Source organism: Streptomyces sp. NPDC092370 (assembly GCF_044755265.1).
Taxonomy (GTDB): domain Bacteria; phylum Actinomycetota; class Actinomycetes; order Streptomycetales; family Streptomycetaceae; genus Streptomyces.
This window is the reverse complement of sequence record NZ_JBIVQO010000008.1, coordinates 320,295-337,957: the sequence shown is the minus strand read 5'-3', so window position 1 is coordinate 337,957 and position 17,663 is coordinate 320,295. Positions and strand designations below refer to the sequence as shown.

Sequence of the window (17,663 nt, the reverse complement as noted above, 5' to 3'; positions counted from 1 at the left end):
CGTCCTCACTCACTCGGTGACGTCGACCGCGTAACGATTGGTCTCCACCCCGGCCGCCGTGACCACCTGCACCTCCACCCTCCCCGGTTCCACGTCCGCCGGCACCGGGACCGTCAGCCGGGTGTCCGTGGGGTTGCGGAACCCGCCGGGCACCGGCACCAGCGGCACGTGGACATGGACGACGCCCACGCGCACGACCATCCGGGCCAGCCGGTCGGCCCCCTGTGCGCCCGGCGGCACGAACCCGGCGCCCCGGATCTCGATGTCGTCCCCGGTGCGGATCGGCCCGTCCAGGTCACCCGCCTCCCGGGCCCGGACCACGGAAAGGATGACCGGCCGGCCGCCCTCCGCGTACTTGCCGGCCAGATACGTCGCCGCCGACACCAGCATGACCAGCGTCAGGCCCCACGGCAGGTCCGGCAGCTGCTCCGGCCGCCTGGCCAGCCGCACCGCGGCGAAGACCAGGGCGACACCGCTGATCACGACGTACTGGATGTCGGCGAAGGTGCCCCGCCCCGCGTCGTCGGTCAGCAGGTCGGCGGCCCGGGGCCGGTCGGCGCGTACCTTCTGCAGCCGCTGCCCCAGGACCCGCAGTCCCACCACCCGCCGCACGAGCACGGCGATCCCGCATACCACGGCGAGCACGGTCACGACCCCGGCACCCCGGGCGAGGTCCAGCCCGGAGATCAGCGCGTCCCGCTCCCGGTGGTGGGAGGCGGCGGCCAGCCGCCCCGCGAGGACGAGGACCGCGTAGGCCACGAAGAGCACCCAGGCCGCGGCGACCGTTCGGGACGTGGACAGCCGGTTGTCCTCACCGATCAGGGGCGCCAGCACCCCGCCCTTGGCGCGGTGGAACCACGAAGCGGCGGTCAGCGACAGGGCCGTCACCAGCGCCGCGGCCAGGCCGGCCGTACGCGCCGCCGTCCAGCCCGCCCCGACCGCCGTGAGGGCCTGCCCGAGGAGCAGCAGCACCACGGCCGCCCCCACCACACCCGAAGTGCGCCGCCACAGGCCCGTCAGCCAGGCATGTCCCTCGGCCCGCCCCCGTTCGGCGACGTACTCGGCGGACTGCGCCAGTTCCTCGGAGACCCACTGGCGGGACGCCGACGCGGAGTGGGCCACGGCGGCCGGCAGCCCCTGCCCGGCCGCGAACTCGTCCCGTCGGCGCAGGAACGCGGCGACGGCCCGCCGGTGCCCTTCGCGCGCACCGTGCGGGCAGTCCCCACAGGCGCACCCGCCTCCGTGGTCGCTCCCGGAGCCGCCCGGCTGCCCGCCGGTCCGACCACCCGAGTACCCCCCGGCATGGGCACCCGCGTAACCGCCCGCGTCCGCGCCGCCTTGTCCCGCCTCCCGCACCGCCACGCCCGACGCCCGCCCTTCCCGCGACCCAACCACCGCCGGCCTTCCGGACCCCGGAAACACCGCTGTACAACTCCCCTGCGCCGACAGCGAATTGTGCCCTACACCACCCGGTTCGCGTCCGACCGGTCTGGTCAACACGGGTGAAGTTCGACGTGCCGTGTTGACCCGGCTGGGAGAATTCCCCCAGGGCCGAGATCATCCAGCGTGACGGGACCCGGGCCTTCGACGGCGACACGATCCGGATCACGCCCGGCCCGCACCGCTGCGTTCCGCTGTTCCGGCGGAGGTACGGGAAGATCACCATGCCGTTCACGGCGGTCTCGGGCATCGTCCTGGAACCCGAACGGAGGCGAGGACGGCTGCGGCCGCGCCCACGTGCCGCCCTCCGCCTCGGACCCCCATGCCGTACTGCTGCGCCGACTCGCGAGCCGGGCCGGCCGCACCGTGACGGCGTCCTCACCGAGGAGGAGTTCGCGAGGTCGAAGGCAGCGGTGCTGCGCGGCTTGTGAGAGGCCCAGGGGGCCTGTCATGTGGATCAGGCCGCCGCAGCGGGGCTCACCCGCATGGGGAAGCACCGCCGATTCCCCGCGACCTGAGCCAGACGACGGGCCCTAGCCCAGCAGACCCGGCTCGCTGCGGCTGACGTCCTCCCACATCGGCTGGTAGTTGATCCACGCCACGAGGTCCCCACCCAGCTGCTCCCGTGTCGCCACCGCCATCCGGTGGTCGATCCGGACCGGGCGCCCGGCCGCCTGGGCCGTCAGTTGCACCTGGCAGGAGCGCTCCATGGACACGAACCACCAGGCCGCCGCGTCCACCGAGTCGCCGACGGTCAGCAACCCGTGGTTGCGCAGCACGAGCGCCTTGCGGGAGCCGAGCACGGCTGCGATGCGCCGCCCCTCCTCGGCGTCGACGGAGACGCCGGTGTACGTGTCGTAGAGGGCGTGATCCTCGTAGAAGGCGCAGCTCTCCTGGGTGATCGGCTCCAGCAGCTCGCCCAGGGCCGCGAGCGCCCGGCCGTGCACGGAGTGGCAGTGGGCGACGGCGACGACGTCGGGCCGGGCGGCGTGGACCTGGGCGTGCACGGTGAAGGCCGCCTGGTTGACGTGGTACCGGCCCTCGACGACCTGGCCGTCCTGGTTGGCGAGCACGAGGTCGCTCACGGTGACGTGCCGGAAGGGCATCCCGAACGGGTTGACCCAGAAGCAGTCGGAGTACTCCGGGTCGCGGGCGGTGATGTGCCCGGAGACGCCGTCCTCGTAGCCAAGCCGGCCGAAGATCCGGAGGGCGCCCGCGAGGCGTTCCTTGCGGTGCCGGCGCTCGTCCTCGACCGACTCGTGCATCGGCGGCATCGCGAACTGCAGGCGGTCGGTGGGAACCGGGTCAGGCGGCGTGGGCCCGTGCATGTTTCCTCCGGCACTGGGGTTGTTCTAGGGGCGGAAGCTACCGCCGGTGAGGTGGGGTGAACAGAGGTGTTCCGTGAAGATGATCCGCGCAACCCCTGCGGGGCGCATGGGTCTGGTGTCACGAACAAAGCATGCGGCGTCCGGTTGCGGCCGGCGCGGAACAGCACCATCGGACCTCTCCTTGAGCATCGACCGCCACCTCAAGCCCTTCATGCGGCAGATCGCGACCCGGGACGGCATCGAGATCGTCGCCGCGGGCGACACCGAGACGGCCGGTGCGCTCGCCCATGTCGCCGAGCGCTTCGGCTTCCGGTACGCGGGTGTGCGTGCGTGGGGTACTTCCGCCCCGCACACGGAGCCGCATGACACGGGCCGGCACCGGGACCGATACCTGACGGAGGATGTCGGATTTCGACGCCACACTCTCCGTATGACAACGAACTGGGCGGCATTCACCACCGCCGAACCGGATCTGGCCCACACGGTAGAGAAGCGTTTCGGCGCCTTCACCCACCACATCCTCGCCACTGTGCGCAAGGACGGTTCGCCCCGCACCAGCGGTCTGGAGGTGCGGTTCCTGAGCGGCGAACTGTGGCTCGGCATGCTGCCGGGTTCACTCAAGGCCCTCGACCTGCGCCGCGACTCACGCTTCGCACTCCAGTCGAACCCCGGGGAGGGCACGGGCATGGGCGGCGGCGACGTCCGGATCAGCGGCCGGGCGATCGAGGTCGACGATGGGGAGACGAAGGCCGGATACGTCGAAGAGGTGGAACCGCCGGAGCCGTTCCACCTCTTCCGCGCCGAGCTGACGGAGGTCGTACGCACCTACGTCGAGGACGACACGTACCTCGTCGTCCAGGTCTGGACGCCCGGCGCGCCCCTGCGCACGATCAAGCGCACCTAGGCAGGGGGTCACTCCCACTCGATGGTGCCCGGCGGCTTGGAGGTGACGTCGAGGACGACGCGGTTGACGTCCTTGACCTCGTTGGTGATCCGGGTGGAGATCCGGGCGAGGATCTCGTAGGGCAGGCGCGACCAGTCGGCCGTCATGGCGTCCTCGGACGAGACGGGACGCAGCACGATCGGGTGACCGTAGGTGCGGCCGTCGCCCTGGACGCCGACGCTGCGGACGTCGGCGAGCAGGACCACCGGGCACTGCCAGATGTCGCGGTCGAGGCCGGCCGCCGTCAGCTCCTCGCGGGCGATGGCGTCGGCCTCGCGCAGCAGGTCCAGGCGCTCCTTGGTGACCTCGCCGACGATGCGGATGCCGAGGCCCGGGCCGGGGAAGGGCTGGCGCTGGACGATCTCCTCCGGCAGGCCGAGCTCCTGGCCGACCATGCGGACCTCGTCCTTGAAGAGCTTGCGCAGCGGCTCGATCAGCTGGAACTCGAGATCCTCGGGCAGGCCGCCCACGTTGTGGTGGGACTTGATGTTGGCCGTGCCGGTGCCGCCGCCGGACTCGACGACGTCCGGGTAGAGCGTGCCCTGGACGAGGAACTCCACGGCCGGGCCCTCGTCGGCGATGATCTCGGCCTGGGCCTGCTCGAAGACCCGGATGAACTCGCGGCCGATGATCTTCCGCTTCTCTTCGGGGTCGGAGACCCCGGCCAGCGCCTTGAGGAACCGCTCCTGAGCGTCCACGACCTTCAGCTGCACGCCGGTCGCCGCGACAAAGTCCTTCTCGACCTGCTCGGTCTCGCCCTTGCGCATCAGGCCGTGGTCGACGTACACGCAGGTCAGCTGGGAGCCGATGGCCTTCTGGACGAGGGCCGCGGCGACCGCCGAGTCCACACCGCCGGACAGGCCGCAGATGGCGCGCTTGTCGCCGACCTGCTCGCGGATCGCGGCGACCTGCTCCTCGATCACGTTGCCCGTGGTCCAGGACGGGGTCAGGCCCGCGCCCCGGTAGAGGAAGTGCTCCAGCACCTGCTGCCCGTGCGTGGAGTGCATCACCTCGGGGTGGTACTGGACGCCGTAGAGCTTCTTCTCGTCGTTCTCGAAGGCGGCGACCGGCACGACGTCCGTGGAGGCGGTGACGGAGAAGCCCTCGGGGGCGGCGGAGCAGGCGTCGCCGTGCGACATCCAGACGGCCTGCTCGGCCGGGGTGCCCTCGAAGAGGGTGGAGGACACCTTGGAGACGTGCAGGTCGGTGCGGCCGTACTCACGGGCGCCGGTGTTGTCGACGGTGCCGCCGAGGGTCCGCGCCATCAGCTGGAAGCCGTAGCACATGCCGAAGACGGGGACGTCGGCCTCGAAGATCGCACGGTCCAGGCTGGGGGCGCCCTCTTCGTAGACCGACGAGGGGCCGCCGGAGAGGATGATCGCCGCGGGGTTCTTGGCGAGCATCTCCTGGACCGGCATGGTGCTCGGCACGATCTCGCTGTAGACCCGCGCCTCGCGGACACGACGGGCGATGAGCTGGGCGTACTGCGCACCGAAGTCGACGACCAGGACGGTGTCGGCGGCGTTGGCAGCGGGAGTCGCTGATGACACGGGGTGCCTTCCGGCGGTGGGGCGGGGGTCCTTGTGCCATCCGATTCTACCGGGGGGCCGTGCGGCTGTTTCCGTGTGCCGGGCAGCCGTCCCGTCTCAGGATGCGAACCGGCTTGGACGCCTCTCCGGCGCGGTGCATACTTGCCCCCATGTTCAAGCACCAGACGTTCGTCTTTACCTATGGCATCCGGCCCGCCGGACGCCATGGTCGTGCTGCTTGAGCTACTGACAAGCGACTTCCCAGGCGCCCCGGGCCGACAAGGCCCGGGGCGTCTGTCGTAGTCCGGGCCCTGTCGCCCCGGGGCAGCCCCTGACCACCAGGAGCCCCTTATGACCGCCATCGACGTGACCGGCGCACGTACGCCCGAGGCCGCCGGCGTGATCACCGGAGCGCGCGAGCGGATCGACGCGCTCGACGACCGGATCATCGGCCTGATCCAGGAACGGGCGGCCGTCTCGGCCGTCATCCAGGAGGCGCGGATCGCCTCCGGCGGCCGACGCGTGAACCTCTCCCGCGAGATGGACGTCCTCGGCCACTACAGGGAGGCACTGGGCAAGCCGGGCACCGCGCTCGCGATGACCCTGCTGGAGCTGTGCCGCGGCAGGATCTGAAGCCGCCCCGCGACTGGGACCGGTGTTCCCGGGACAGAGGTGCGCATCCCTCTCACCCGTACGGCGCGTGACCACCCCGGCACGACCTCGTTGGTCCCGGTGTCCGTGCCAGCCAGGCGCGGGCCCGAAGGAACCACGCGTGGCTCACTGGGGCGATGAGACGCACGGATCATGCCGTGCGTCGTGGGACCTCGCTCCAGGGAAGTGACCGGACGGCAGGGGACAGCAGTCCGGTCACCCAAGAGAACGGTCGGCTCCGGGGACGCCCGGGGCCGACCGGCGGACTGCACAAATACACCATTCTGGGTCAAACGGTTGCAAGCGCCACGTTCACCCAGCACGATGCGTACACCGCCCAAGTCCCCCGCGAGCAGCCGCGTGCCGCCCTTCCAGAGGCACAGACCAGCGGCGCTACCCCCCGGCGCCGCTTCCCGGCACCGACCCTGCCCTGACGTCGGTGCTGACGAGAAGAAGGGCCCCACGGCTCCATCCCGCGGGGCCCTTCCGCTCTGCTCAGGTGTGGGTCAGCGTGCCGCCTTCATCGCCGTCGCCGTGGCCGATGTCCTTGCTGCGGTCGTACAGGTCCGCGGCCGGGCCGCTCGGGTACGGGCCGGCGGACCTGTACGACGGGAACTCCGGGTGCGGGTAGCCGTCGCGGACGAAGCAGGAGGAGTTGCCTGTCTCATCGGGGCCGAAGCGGCTGAACAGGGTGACCGGGTCGTGCTTCATGCTCGGGGAGCGCAGCCCGGTTGTCGAGGTCACCGAGGAGTTCGGACTGCTTGGGGCCGAGGACGCGGAACGCGGCCCCGGGGCGTGCCCCGCGGAGTGTGCCGGATCGAGGTCGACCCCCCACCAGCAGCTCCTTCGTCAGCTCGAGCGCCACTTCCACCCGGCCCTCAAGGACCGGGCCGACGGCGTTGGCCCCGGGCAGGACGATGCCGGCCTGGCCGTCGGTCCAGCGCTCGTCCGGCAAGCCGGAGAACGGCTGGTCCCGCGTGGGCGCCGGACGTCTCCTCAGACGCGGTCAAGCTCTGAGTCGGGGTGGAAAGCACCTTCAGAAGAAGCCCTTGTGTGTGACTCAGCCCACATAAGGATTCTGTGAATGCCAGCACAACCATTCACAGGTCCTACGGATCAAACCTGCCGAACCAAGGGCCACTCCCGCGCCCCACACGCGGAGGCCTCCCCCAACGTTCGTGCCGCACCTCGCGGTACGCCGGACTCTCCGAGGTCTTCATGAAGCTTCGCCGCGCCATGGCAGCAGCGGCCGCTACGGCGGTCATCGCCCCGGTGGCACTGCTCGCGGCACCGGCCGCGTACGCCACCGACGAAACGACGCCCCCGCCGAGCGCGTCCGTGAGCGAGTCCGCCTCCGAGACGTCGCCGGCTCCGAGCACCTCCGTGAGCGAGTCCGCTCCCGAGACGTCGCCGGCTCCGAGCACCTCCGTGAGCGAGTCCGCTCCCGAGACGTCCAGCTCGCCGAGCGCCTCCGCGAGCCAGTCCTCCCCGGCGCCGAGTGCCTCCGAGCCCGAGGAGTCGGAGTCCCCCGACCCCGAGCCCTCGCTGTGTGCGGACACCAAGGTCGACGTCGGCATCTCCGGTCTGCCCGGCAAGATCGCGGCGGGCAGCGGCTGGCACAAGTTCTCGCTGAACGTGTCGAACAACTCCGACTCCACGCTGAACGACCTCGACTTCTTCGCCGGGGCCTCCCCCGACGAGAACGGCGAGGAGCTGTTCTCCAGCAAGCAGGTCCGGCTTCAGGCCTGGGACCCCCAGGACAAGATCTGGGTCGACCTCAACGAGGGCGGCTACGCCGTCGGTTACGTCGGCTACACCGACGAGCTGAAGCCCGGGTACGAGGTGAACATCCCGCTGCGCCTCAACGTCGGCAAGTCCGCCCCGGTCGGCGCCGGCTTCTCGCTCGGCGCGACGATCTACGGCGACAACGACGACGAGTGCACCGGCTTCGGCGACGTGTCGTACAAGTTCCAGATCGTCTCCTCGGGTACGGACACCGGCGGCACCAAGCCGCAGGAAGGCGGCAAGGCGCCCGTCACCGACGAGAAGCCGAGCGGCAACACGCCGGAGGTCACCGGCAGCCTCGCCGAGACCGGCTCCAGCTCCGCCCTGCCGGTGATCAGCCTCGTCGGCGGTGCCGCGGTCGTCGCCGGTGCCGGCGCGATCTTCGTCGTGCGTCGCCGCAAGGCCGGCGTGCAGGCGTAAGCCACAGCGGCCGGTACAGGCCGCCGCACCAAGCAGAAGAGGGACCTGCGCTCGGAGGGGGGCGCAGGTCCCTCTTCCGTATTCCTCTGTCGCTTTCCTCTGCTCAGTTCTTCGGCGGTACGGCCGGCATGCCGAGGAACGGCAGCCGCAGCGCGCCGAACGCCTCCGCCGGGACCGCCGGGGACTTCGGCTCGACCGGCTGGAGACGCTCGTAGGCCGCGCCCTGCTGCGGACGCGCGTCGGGCTCGCCCTTGTTGGGCCAGTACGACATCGCCCGCTCGGCCTGGGCGGTGATGGTGAGGGACGGGTTGACGCCCAGGTTGGCGGAGACCGCCGCGCCGTCGACGACCGAGATGCCGGGGTGGCCGTAGAGGCGGTGGTACGGGTCGATCACGCCGGACTCGCGGGAGTCGCCGATGGGGCAGCCGCCCAGGAAGTGGGCCGTGAGCGGGGTGCCCATCAGCTCACCGACGTTGGAGCCGGCGAAACCGTTGATCTCGGCGGCCAGCGCCGAGGCGCTTTCCGTCGCCGCCTTGATCTGCTTGGGGTTGGGGGCTCCGTGGCCCTGCCGGGCGGTGAGCAGGCCGCGGCCCACACCCGACGGTTTCACGTACGTCGTCAGGGAGTTGTCCAGCGACTGCATCACCAGGCCGATGATGGTCCGCTCCGACCAGCGGCGGTTCGACAGGGAGCGCAGCACCAGCAGCGGGTGCCTCGCGGCGTTGGCGAGGAAGCCCAGGACCCGCGAGGCACCCGAGTTCGTCCCGGCGTAAGGCACCTGGAGGATGGACAGGCTGCCCATCGCATTGGAGCCCTTGCCGTAACGGACCGGCTCGATGTGGGTGTTCGCGTCCGGGTGGATCGAGGATGTGATGGCCACGCCCCGCGTGAAGTCGGCCTTCGGCGCGCCGTGCGCCTTGCGGTAGCGCCGGTCGTCGGTCTGGGCGCCGACCAGGGCCTCGGAGTTGGTGCGGGTCAGCTCCCCCAGCCTGTCGGAGAGGTGGGGCAGCTGGCCGCCCGCCTTCATACGGTGCAGCAGCGTCTGGGTGCCGTAGGTGCCGGCCGCGAGGACGACCCGGCGGGCCGTGTAGGTGCGGCCCTTCTTCTTGCCGCGGTCGTCGGTGGGCAGGGTGGCGACGGCGTAGCCGCCGCGCGAGTCGTCGGTGAGCGACACGACCGTCGTCATGGGGTGGACGACCGCGCCGGCCTTCTCGGCGAGGTGCAGGTAGTTCTCGTTGAGGGTGTTCTTCGCGCCGTGGCGGCAGCCGGTCATGCACTCGCCGCACTCCGCGCAGGCCCTGCGGGACGGGCCCGCGCCGCCGAAGTACGGGTCGGGCACCTCCTGGCCGGGCTTGGCCTTCACCGTGCCGTCGGCGTCTTCGCCGTCGCCGAAGAAGACGCCGACCGGAGCCATGTGGAAGGAGTCGGCGCAGCCCATCCGCTCCGCGGCGGCCTTCAGATGGACGTCCGAGGACGTCATGGTCGGGTTGAGCCGTACGCCCAGCATGCGGCGGGCCTGGTCGTAGTACGGCTTCAGCTCCTCCTGCCAGTCGGTGATGTCACGCCACTGGGGGTCCTCGAAGAACGGCTTCGGCGGGACGTAGAGGGTGTTGGCGTAGTTGAGGGAGCCGCCGCCGACGCCCGCGCCCGCCAGGACCATGACGTTGCCCAGCAGGTGGATGCGCTGGATGCCGTACATGCCGAGCTTCGGGGCCCAGAGGTAGTTCTTGAGGTCCCAGGAGTTCTTGGGGAGGGTCTCTCGGGTGAAGCGCCGGCCCGCCTCCAGGACGCCTACGCGGTAGCCCTTCTCCGTGAGGCGCAGGGCGGTCACCGAGCCGCCGAATCCGGAACCCACGACGATGACGTCGTAGTCGTAAGCGTCCTGAGGCACGTGCCGTCTCCCCTTCGAGTGTGCAGTGCGGTTGGTCTAGCGGAACCTGAACGCCTTCATCAGGCGGAGGCTGCGGCTCATGAACTGGGCGTACTTCTCGTCGTCCATGCCCAGCGAGGGGGCCATGGGGAGCACGCGCTGGTGGGCGACCGTCTGGGCCTCGGTGTACTTGAGGATGCCCTCGGAGCCGTGGCGGCGGCCGAGGCCCGAGTCCTTCATGCCGCCCATCGGGGACTGGACGCTGCCGTAGGCGGGGGCGTAGCCCTCGTTGATGTTGACCGTGCCGGTGCGCAGGCGGGCCGCGACCTCCCGGCCCCGGCGGCCGTTCCTCGTCCAGACCGAGGAGTTCAGGCCGTACGCCGTGGCGTTGGCGCGGTCGATCACCTCGTCCTCGTCGGTGAAGCGGTAGACCGAGACGACCGGGCCGAAGGTCTCCTCCGTGCAGACGGACATGTCCGTGGCGACGCCGTCGAGGATCGTGGGCTCGAAGAAGTAGGGGCCGATGTCCGGGCGCGCCACCCCGCCCGCGACGACCCTCGCGCCCTTGGCGACGGCCTCCTCGACATGCCGCGTGACGGTCTCCAGCTGGCGTTCGCCGACCAGGGAACCCATGTCGGCCCCGTACGCCAGGGACGTGCCGAGGCGGATGGCCTTCGTGCGGGCGGCGAAGCGCTGCAGGAAGGCGTCCGCGATGGACTCGTGGACGTACAGCCGCTCGATGGAGATGCACAGCTGCCCGGCGGAGGAGAAGCAGGCCCGGACGGCACCGGCCGCGGCCTTCTCGATGTCGGCGTCCTCCAGCACCAGCATGGCGTTTTTGCCGCCGAGTTCGAGGGAGACGCCGATCAGCCGGGCGGCGGCGCCCTGGGCGACCTCGCGGCCGGTGCGGGTGGAGCCGGTGAAGGAGACGTAGTCGGCGTGCCGGACGACCTCGGGGCCGACGACCGGGCCGTCGCCGAGGACGACCTGGAAGACGTCGGCGGGCAGCCCTGCCTCGATGAGCAGGTCGCGGGCCCACAGGGCGGTCAGGCAGGTCTCGGTGTCCGGCTTCATGACGACCGCGTTGCCCGCCACGAAGGCCGGGAGCGCGTCACCGACGGACAGTTCCAGGGGGTAGTTCCAGGGGGCGATCTGGCCGACGACGCCGCGCGGGTGGCGCAGTTCGGTGACCTTGGTGAGGGTCGGCATGGCGCCGGCGTGCCGCTTGGGCCGGAGGTAGGCCGGGGCCTTTCGGCCGTAGTGCCGGGCGGAGACCGCGACGGCCTGCACCTCCTCGTGGGCGTGCAGGCGGGCCTTGCCGGTCTCCAGCTGGATGAGGTCGAGGACCTCGGCCTGGCGCTCCAGCATCAGGTCGTGGAAGCGGAGCAGGACGGCGGCTCGCTGCCGTACGGGCATCTGCGCCCACACGGCCTGTGCGGCGCGGGCCTGTTCGAAGGCCTTCGCCACGTCCTCGGGCGTCGACTCGGGGAGATCGGCCAGCTTCTCGCCGGTGAACGGCGTGTGGTTGGCGGTCCGGCCGGAGCCGGCGACGCCCTTGGTGAGCTGGGCGATCAACTCGGGCGTGACCACGTCCGCTGCGGTGCGGGCGCCCTCCGGGGCGGGGGCGAGGGGGTTCGTGCCGGTCTGTACCGTGCCGGTCACTGCCGTCTTCTCGGGGGCCTGCGCGTCCGTCATGAGCCGCAGGGTATGCCGCGACGGAGACTTTGGGTACCCGTCAGTAACACGACTTCACCGAGTACACACACGACGCCAGTGACTGCTGGCAACAAATGCGCTGATCAGGACGTTGTGCGGTGACCGGCGGGTGTGGTTCAGGCTTTCACGATCCTGAGCCGGTCCTGAGCGCCCTGGAACACCGAGGCGCCTTCCTCCTCCTCGGGTGTGCCCTTGGGCATGTCGACCCGCAGTTCGTACATGCGGTCGTCCCCGGTGCGGACCACCATCCGCAGGACCCGCCTGGGAGTCTCGCCCCGCAGGTACGTGGTGTCGGCGAGGGCGGCTTCCCAGCCCTGGACGCGGGTGCGGGTGTACCGCGTCTGCCCACCGGCCTCCTCCCCCTCCCTGACCCGATCCATCGGGGAGGCCGGGGCCTCGTCCCAGGAGAGGAGACGAACCTGGATCGCTCCGGTCCGCTCGTCGCCGTAGAGCGCCGTGCGGGGCCGGCCGGAAACACCGCCGGACCGGTCCAGCGGGCGGTAGTGGCGCGGGAGGTGGAGGACGGCCGCCATGTCCGGCTCGGGGTGCGCAGTCCAGGCGTCCGTCACGTCGGCGGCCCGTTGGGCATCCTCGGCACTGCTGGTCTCGACGAGCTGGGTGACGGCCCCCATGCCACCGGAGAACAACGCGCCGAGGAGCGCGAGGGGGCTGGAGCGGAGGAGGTTTTGGCGCTTGGGGTGCGGGGGGTCTGCCCGCGGGAGGGGGATGGGCGAGGTGGCGGATGGAGAGCCGGGTGAGCTTGGGGGAGCGGGGGCCGGCGGGGTGGCGGGAAGGGGGCCGGGGCCCGGCGAGGCTCCGGCCGGAGGGCCGGGAGCCGGCGAGGTCGCGGGCAGAGGGCCGGGGTGTCCGGTGAGTGCGGGTGCGGGGGGTGCGGGGGCCATGGGGTCCGGCTGCACGGCGGGCGCGGGGCCATCGGGCCGCGCGGCGGGAACACCGGGCTGTACGACGGGCGCGGGGCCATCGGGCCGCGCGGCGGGAACACCGGGCTGTACGACGGACGCGGGGCCATCGGGCCTCACGGCGGGAACACCGGGCTGTACGACGGGCGCGGGGCCATCGGGCCTCACAGCGGGAACGCCGGGCTGCACGGGGGATGCCAGGCCGCCGGGCTGTACGGCGGGAACGCCGGGCTGCACGGCGGATGCCAGGCCGCCGGGCTGTACGGCGGGCACCGGAGCGCCGGGCTGTCGTTCGCCGGGCACGGGATCGCCGGGCCGTCCACCGGGCCCAGGGCCACCGCGCTGTGCGATGGGTGCAGGGCCGCCGGGCACCGGGCCGACGGACTGAGCGGCGGGCACGCCCGGCGTTGCGGCGGGCGCGAGATCGCCGGGCCGCGCGGCGGGCACACCGGGCTGTGCGGCGGGCGCGGGGCCGAATGGTGCCGCGGTCTGCTCGTCGGGCATCCGTGGCTGCTCGGCCGCTTGTGGCGCCGCCTGCGTCGAGGTGGGTCGCGCCACCGCCTCCAGCTCCTTCGCGACCTCCTCGGCGTCCGGACGCCGACCGGGGTCCGGCACCAACAGCCGCGCTATCAGCGGCCCCAGGGGCCCCGCCGACTTCGGCTCGGGCGGCTCGGCGCCGGGGATCGCGGCGAGCGTGGCCTCCGGCGTGGTCCGCAGGAAGGGGGAGGAACCCTCGACGGCCGCGTACAGCAGAACGCCCAGGGACCACAGGTCGGAGGCCGGCCCGGCGATGCGGCCGGACATCCGCTCGGGCGCGACGAACTCCAGCGAGCCGGCGGACTCCCCACACGCGGTGAGCGTGCCCTCGCCCTGCCCTTGGGCGATGCCGAAATCGGTGACGACGACGCGCCGGTCCGGGCCGAGCAGCACGTTGGCGGGCTTCACGTCCCGGTGCACGATGCCGACGGAGTGCGCGGCGCGCAGCGCTCCGAGGACGGCGAGGCCGATACGGGCGGCTTCGGTGGCGTCGACCGGGCCGCGCCGGAGCGTCTCGTGCAGGGACTCGCCGGGCACCAACTCCATGACGATCCACGGGAGTCCGTCCAGCGCCTCGGCCGCGTCGAGCTCGTCGGGGCCCTTGGGTCCCGGACGTTCGTCCCGCCGCTCCGCCTCGACGACCACGTCGTGGATGGTGACGGCGGCGGGATGGTCGACGCGGGCGGCGGCGCGGGCCTCGCGGTGGAGCCGGTGCGCGGCCCGCCGGTGACTCTCGTCCTCCGGCCCGCCCGGCAACCGAGGCTGCTTGACGGCGACTTCGCGCTGCGCGACCTCGTCATGGGCGCGCCAGACGGAGCCCGTCCCGCCGGAGCCGATGCGCTCGATCAGCCGGTACCGCCCGCCGATGATCCGGCCCCGGACGTCGTCCGTCCCGCCCCCGTCGTTGCTCATGCCCCATCAGTACCCCGCGGGACGCATTCTTGTCGACGCGGGTCGTCTCCGGGGTGTTGGGGAAGCGGGATCAGGTCTTTGGGGAGGCGGGGCTCCTTGACGGCGACCTCCCGGTCCACCGTCTCGCCCTTGGCCCGCCACCGTGCCCATCCCGCCGTGCCCGAGCTTCGCCAGCAGCCGGTGACGACCGGCGATGAGCCGCCCGGAACCGCGGCCCTCGGGCGGGTGGGCGGACTGGACGAACTGGGGTGGCACGGCCTGGGTGGGTGACGTGGACGGCGTCGCGTACGGATTGCCCGGTACCGGCGCCTGCCGGTTCGGCGGTTGCGGTACGGAACTCGTCGGCTCGTCGGCCCCGGATCGGGCTCCCCCGTTGTCGCTCATGGTTCATCCACATCGTGCCAACCGCTCGCGTAGCCACGAAGGATGCGCGCCGGTCACGGACCCGTGACTTCGGGCTGGGGTTTTCTCCCCCTAGGGGGCGGTTCGGGGCGCGGCGCTCAGGGCACGCGCACGGGAGTGCTCGGCGAGGCCGGCCGGGGCGTCGGCGCCTCCGACGACCTCGGCGCCCTCGGTGTCTCCGCCGTCTCCGGCGTCTTCGGTGTCCTGGGCGCCGAACTCGTCGGCGTGGGGACGCCGCCCCCGCTGCCGTCCCCTCTGAGCAGGGCCGCCGCGGACACCCCCGCCCCCGCCATCGCGGCGACCAGCAGCGCTGCGATGAGCACCCGCCGCGCGGGCTGCCGGAGGAACGGTTCGTACGGACGGCCCGGGCCGTCCGGGAAAGGCTGGGGCGCTTCGGGATCCTGCGGACGTCCGCGCGGCGTGTCCCCCACCGTCGGCGCGTACCCGGGCGGCGGCGACAGCGGCGTACGGCCCGTGTCACGGAAGGCCCGCAGCATTCGCTCCGCCCGGTCCGCGTCCAGCCGTCGGTCCGGATCGCGCTCCAACAGGCCGTGGACGACGGGCAGGAGCGGCCCGGCCTGTGCGGGCGGCTGGATATCGCCCACGACGACCGCGTGCAGGATGCCACCGAGCGAATCGCGGTGGAAGGGCGATTCCCCGCTGAGGGCCGCGCACAGCAGCGCACCCAGTGACCAAAGGTCGGACTCGGGCCCGGTCCTGACCCCGGACATCCGCTCGGGCGCGGTGTACTCGGGTGAGCCGACGAACGCCCCGTTCTCGGTGAGTGTGGGGGTGCCCGCGACCTGGGCGATGCCGAAGTCGGTGAGGACGACCCGGTCGGTGCCGGTCTCCAGTAGCACGTTGTCCGGTTTGAGGTCGCGGTGCAGGACTCCGGCCGCGTGCGCGGCGCGCAGTGCGCCGAGCAGGGCGATGCCGATGCGGGCGGCCTCACCGGCGTCGACGGGGCCATGCTGGGCCAGCCGGTCGGCGAGCGAACCGCCCTCGATCAACTCCATGACGATGTACGGGCGTTCGTCGTCCTCGACGACATCGTGGACGACGATGATGTGCGGGTGGCTCAGCTGGGCGACGGCCCGGGCCTCGCGCAGCGTCCGGTCCCGCTGCCGGCGCGCCTCCGCGACGGAGAGCGTCTCGTCGTAGGGGAGCTCCTTGACGGCCACGCCCCGGCCGAGCAGTTGGTCGGTCGCCCGCCAGACCACGCCCATGCCACCGCGACCGAGTTTCTGCTCCAGGCGGTAACGCCCCGCGATCACACGGAAGTTGGCCCCCTCGGTCCCCATGCGCCCCATCATGCCGCAGACGTCGTCAGCGCCCACGAAATCCGGTCGCCGCCCGACGCCACGCAGAGCTTCGGGCTGCCGTGGTGCCTACCTCGGCTGCTGCCAGCCTTGCAGGACCCACTTGAACTGCCGGCTCGTCTTCGCCCAGTCCTCCTCCGGTGCCGACATGTAGATCGCGTACTCGGCGCCGTCCCGCGAGAAGTACGTCTCCTCGACGGCGTGGCGCGGCCCGGCGACATAGGGCGGATCCTTGGCCAGCGCCGTCCAGGTGTACTCCCACAGCGAGCCCTTGCAGTCCCGGTAGGTGTTCTCCTCCATGGTCACGCGCTCGTAGTCGACCAGCCTCTGGACCTGCTGCTCGAGATCCTCCTGGTGGGACTTGGCGTCGGCGAAGTCCGGTGACTCGTCGATGGCGACGCGGACGAAGTGTCGGCCGCCGTCCGGGGTGTAGTCGATCTGCTTGAGCTCGCCCTGCGGGCCGAAGGGCTTGCGCTTCCAGCCCTTGGGCAGGTGGAGGCTGAACCCGGCGGGGTCGTCGTAGCGGACCCAGTCGGCCGGAACCGACCCCCCGGACTGCTCCGTGCTCTCGGACGTCTGCGAGGCGGACCCGTCGCCCTGCGACGTCCGGCTCTCGTTCCACTGCTGGAGCACCACGGCCGTGCCCCCGCCGATGATGGCGGCGAGAGCGACGACGAGGGCGAGGGTGCGCAGTCGGCGCCGCTTCCCCGGCCCGGCCGGCTGCGGGCCGGTGGCCATCGGGGCGTTCACGGTGGGACCGTAGGGCGGAGTGCCGGCCGGGGCCGTCCCGGTGGCCGGGGTGCCGGCCAGCGGCGGGAGCGGTGTGCCGGTGTGCGAACCCGAGCCGGTGTTGAGCCGACCCGTGCCGAGCGGGCCGGTGCCGGACGTCCCCGTGGAGGTGGCGGCCCCCGCCCCCGTGCCGCTGTGGGCGTCCCGGTACGGCGCGGTGCCCCCGTACTGCGTCGGCACATACGCCTGTGCGCCGCTCGGCCGCCGCCCCTCCGCGGCCTCGGCGAGCATCTGTTCGGCCTCGGCCGCGCCGGGCCGGGTGCCCGGATCCTTGCGCAGCAGGGCGGTGATGACGGGCGCGAGCGGACCGGCGTGCCGGAGCTCGGCGGCCTCCTCCTCGACCACGGCCTGCATGGTGGTCAGCGGTGTCGTGCGGCGGAACGGCGACCGGCCTTCCACCGCCGTGTAGAGCGTCGCGCCGAGCGCCCAGAGGTCGGAGGACGGGCCGGGGTCGTGGCCGCGGACGCGCTCGGGCGCCAAGTAGTCGACCGAGCCGACGACCTCTCCGGTCCGCGTGATGGTCGTGTCACCCTCGATCTGGGCGATGCCGAAGTCGGTGAGCAGCACCCGGCGGTCGCGGGCGAGGAGCACGTTGCCCGGCTTGATGTCACGGTGCAGGACGCCGGCGGTGTGCGCGGCGCGCAGGGCCCGCAGCACCCAGAGCCCTATGCGCGCCGCCTCACGCGGCTCGACGCGGCCCTCCTCCTTGACCGCGTCGGCCAGGGAGCGGCCCTCGACCAGCTCCATGACGATCCAGGGGCGGCCGTCGTGCTCCAGCACGTCGTGCACCGTGACGACCGCGGAGTGGTTGATCCGTGCCGCGGCACGCGCCTCGGCCCGGGTGCGGGCCAGCAGGATCGCCTGCTCGCTCTCGGAGACGTAGAGGGCGGCCGTCAACTCCTTGATGGCGACCGACCGGTGCAGCACCTCGTCATGTGCACGCCAGACCCGGCCCATGCCGCCACTGCCGATGGATTCGGCCAGCCGGTAGCGGCCCGCGACGAGCAGGCCCTGCATCTGATTCACGTTGCCCCGCAATGGTCTTGACAGGGTCAGCGTAAAGACCCTCCCTCACCCAGGGAACAAGCGGGGTACCACGGTG

At 72.1% G+C, this 17,663-nt stretch carries 12 protein-coding genes and 2 pseudogenes; 5 read left to right on the top strand and 9 right to left on the bottom strand.

All coding sequences use genetic code 11. The annotated features are described in order from the left end of the window. Positions 1-9 precede the first annotated feature (9 nt). Complete coding sequence (locus ACIQHQ_RS25150) at positions 10-1,362, bottom strand: hypothetical protein (RefSeq protein ID WP_402615266.1); 1,353 nt, start codon at positions 1,360-1,362, stop codon at positions 10-12. Between the two features lie 194 nt (positions 1,363-1,556). On the opposite strand from ACIQHQ_RS25150, the pseudogene ACIQHQ_RS25145 reads away from it, so the two are divergent. Beyond that, a pseudogene (locus tag ACIQHQ_RS25145) lies at positions 1,557-1,739 on the top strand (DUF4429 domain-containing protein); the annotation flags it as partial. Positions 1,740-1,973: 234 nt separating this feature from the next. Here ACIQHQ_RS25145 and ACIQHQ_RS25140 read toward each other — a convergent pair. Continuing rightward, positions 1,974-2,768: a class II aldolase/adducin family protein gene (locus ACIQHQ_RS25140; protein ID WP_402615263.1), complete on the bottom strand. Its 795-nt coding sequence runs from the start codon at positions 2,766-2,768 to the stop codon at positions 1,974-1,976. 430 nt (positions 2,769-3,198) lie between these two features. Here ACIQHQ_RS25140 and ACIQHQ_RS25135 point away from each other — a divergent pair, with 430 nt between their 5' ends. Next, positions 3,199-3,672, top strand: a complete 474-nt coding sequence (locus tag ACIQHQ_RS25135; protein WP_402615360.1) for a pyridoxamine 5'-phosphate oxidase family protein — start codon at positions 3,199-3,201, stop codon at positions 3,670-3,672. Positions 3,673-3,680: 8 nt separating this feature from the next. Here the strand turns inward: ACIQHQ_RS25135 and guaA are convergent, their stop codons facing one another. Then, positions 3,681-5,261: a glutamine-hydrolyzing GMP synthase gene (guaA, locus tag ACIQHQ_RS25130; protein WP_402615261.1), complete on the bottom strand. Its 1,581-nt coding sequence runs from the start codon at positions 5,259-5,261 to the stop codon at positions 3,681-3,683. Between the two features lie 321 nt (positions 5,262-5,582). On the opposite strand from guaA, the pseudogene ACIQHQ_RS25125 reads away from it, so the two are divergent. Further along, a pseudogene (locus tag ACIQHQ_RS25125) lies at positions 5,583-5,873 on the top strand (chorismate mutase); the annotation flags it as partial. Between the two features lie 513 nt (positions 5,874-6,386). Here ACIQHQ_RS25125 and ACIQHQ_RS25120 read toward each other — a convergent pair. Continuing rightward, entirely contained in the window at positions 6,387-6,635 is a 249-nt protein-coding gene (locus ACIQHQ_RS25120) for a hypothetical protein (RefSeq protein WP_402615258.1), read from the bottom strand. A gap of 474 nt (positions 6,636-7,109) precedes the next feature. On the opposite strand from ACIQHQ_RS25120, the gene ACIQHQ_RS25115 reads away from it, so the two are divergent. Further along, on the top strand, positions 7,110-8,096 hold the full coding sequence (locus ACIQHQ_RS25115; protein WP_402615255.1) for an LAETG motif-containing sortase-dependent surface protein: 987 nt from the start codon (positions 7,110-7,112) through the stop codon (positions 8,094-8,096). A gap of 103 nt (positions 8,097-8,199) precedes the next feature. Here ACIQHQ_RS25115 and ACIQHQ_RS25110 read toward each other — a convergent pair whose 3' ends face one another. The 3 genes from ACIQHQ_RS25110 to ACIQHQ_RS25100 all read right to left on the bottom strand — a co-directional run bounded on the left by ACIQHQ_RS25110 (position 8,200) and on the right by ACIQHQ_RS25100 (position 14,051). Beyond that, positions 8,200-9,987, bottom strand: coding sequence for a GMC family oxidoreductase N-terminal domain-containing protein (locus ACIQHQ_RS25110; protein WP_402615253.1), 1,788 nt, complete (start codon positions 9,985-9,987; stop codon positions 8,200-8,202). A 36-nt stretch (positions 9,988-10,023) separates the two neighbouring features. Beyond that, positions 10,024-11,661 (bottom strand): succinic semialdehyde dehydrogenase, encoded by a 1,638-nt coding sequence (locus ACIQHQ_RS25105; RefSeq protein WP_402615251.1) that lies wholly within the window; start codon positions 11,659-11,661, stop codon positions 10,024-10,026. Between the two features lie 137 nt (positions 11,662-11,798). Beyond that, a complete protein-coding gene (locus tag ACIQHQ_RS25100; RefSeq protein WP_402615248.1) occupies positions 11,799-14,051 on the bottom strand; it encodes a protein kinase in 2,253 nt (750 codons plus the stop codon). A 129-nt stretch (positions 14,052-14,180) separates the two neighbouring features. Between ACIQHQ_RS25100 and ACIQHQ_RS25095 the strand changes: the two genes are divergently transcribed. Next, positions 14,181-14,321 (top strand): hypothetical protein, encoded by a 141-nt coding sequence (locus tag ACIQHQ_RS25095; protein WP_402615245.1) that lies wholly within the window; start codon positions 14,181-14,183, stop codon positions 14,319-14,321. A 230-nt stretch (positions 14,322-14,551) separates the two neighbouring features. Here the strand turns inward: ACIQHQ_RS25095 and ACIQHQ_RS25090 are convergent, their stop codons facing one another. Both ACIQHQ_RS25090 and ACIQHQ_RS25085 read right to left on the bottom strand, forming a co-directional pair. Then, positions 14,552-15,754 (bottom strand): protein kinase, encoded by a 1,203-nt coding sequence (locus ACIQHQ_RS25090; protein ID WP_402615242.1) that lies wholly within the window; start codon positions 15,752-15,754, stop codon positions 14,552-14,554. An 87-nt stretch (positions 15,755-15,841) separates the two neighbouring features. Beyond that, a complete protein-coding gene (locus tag ACIQHQ_RS25085) occupies positions 15,842-17,578 on the bottom strand; it encodes a protein kinase (protein ID WP_402615358.1) in 1,737 nt (578 codons plus the stop codon). Between the last annotated feature and the right edge of the window lie 85 nt (positions 17,579-17,663).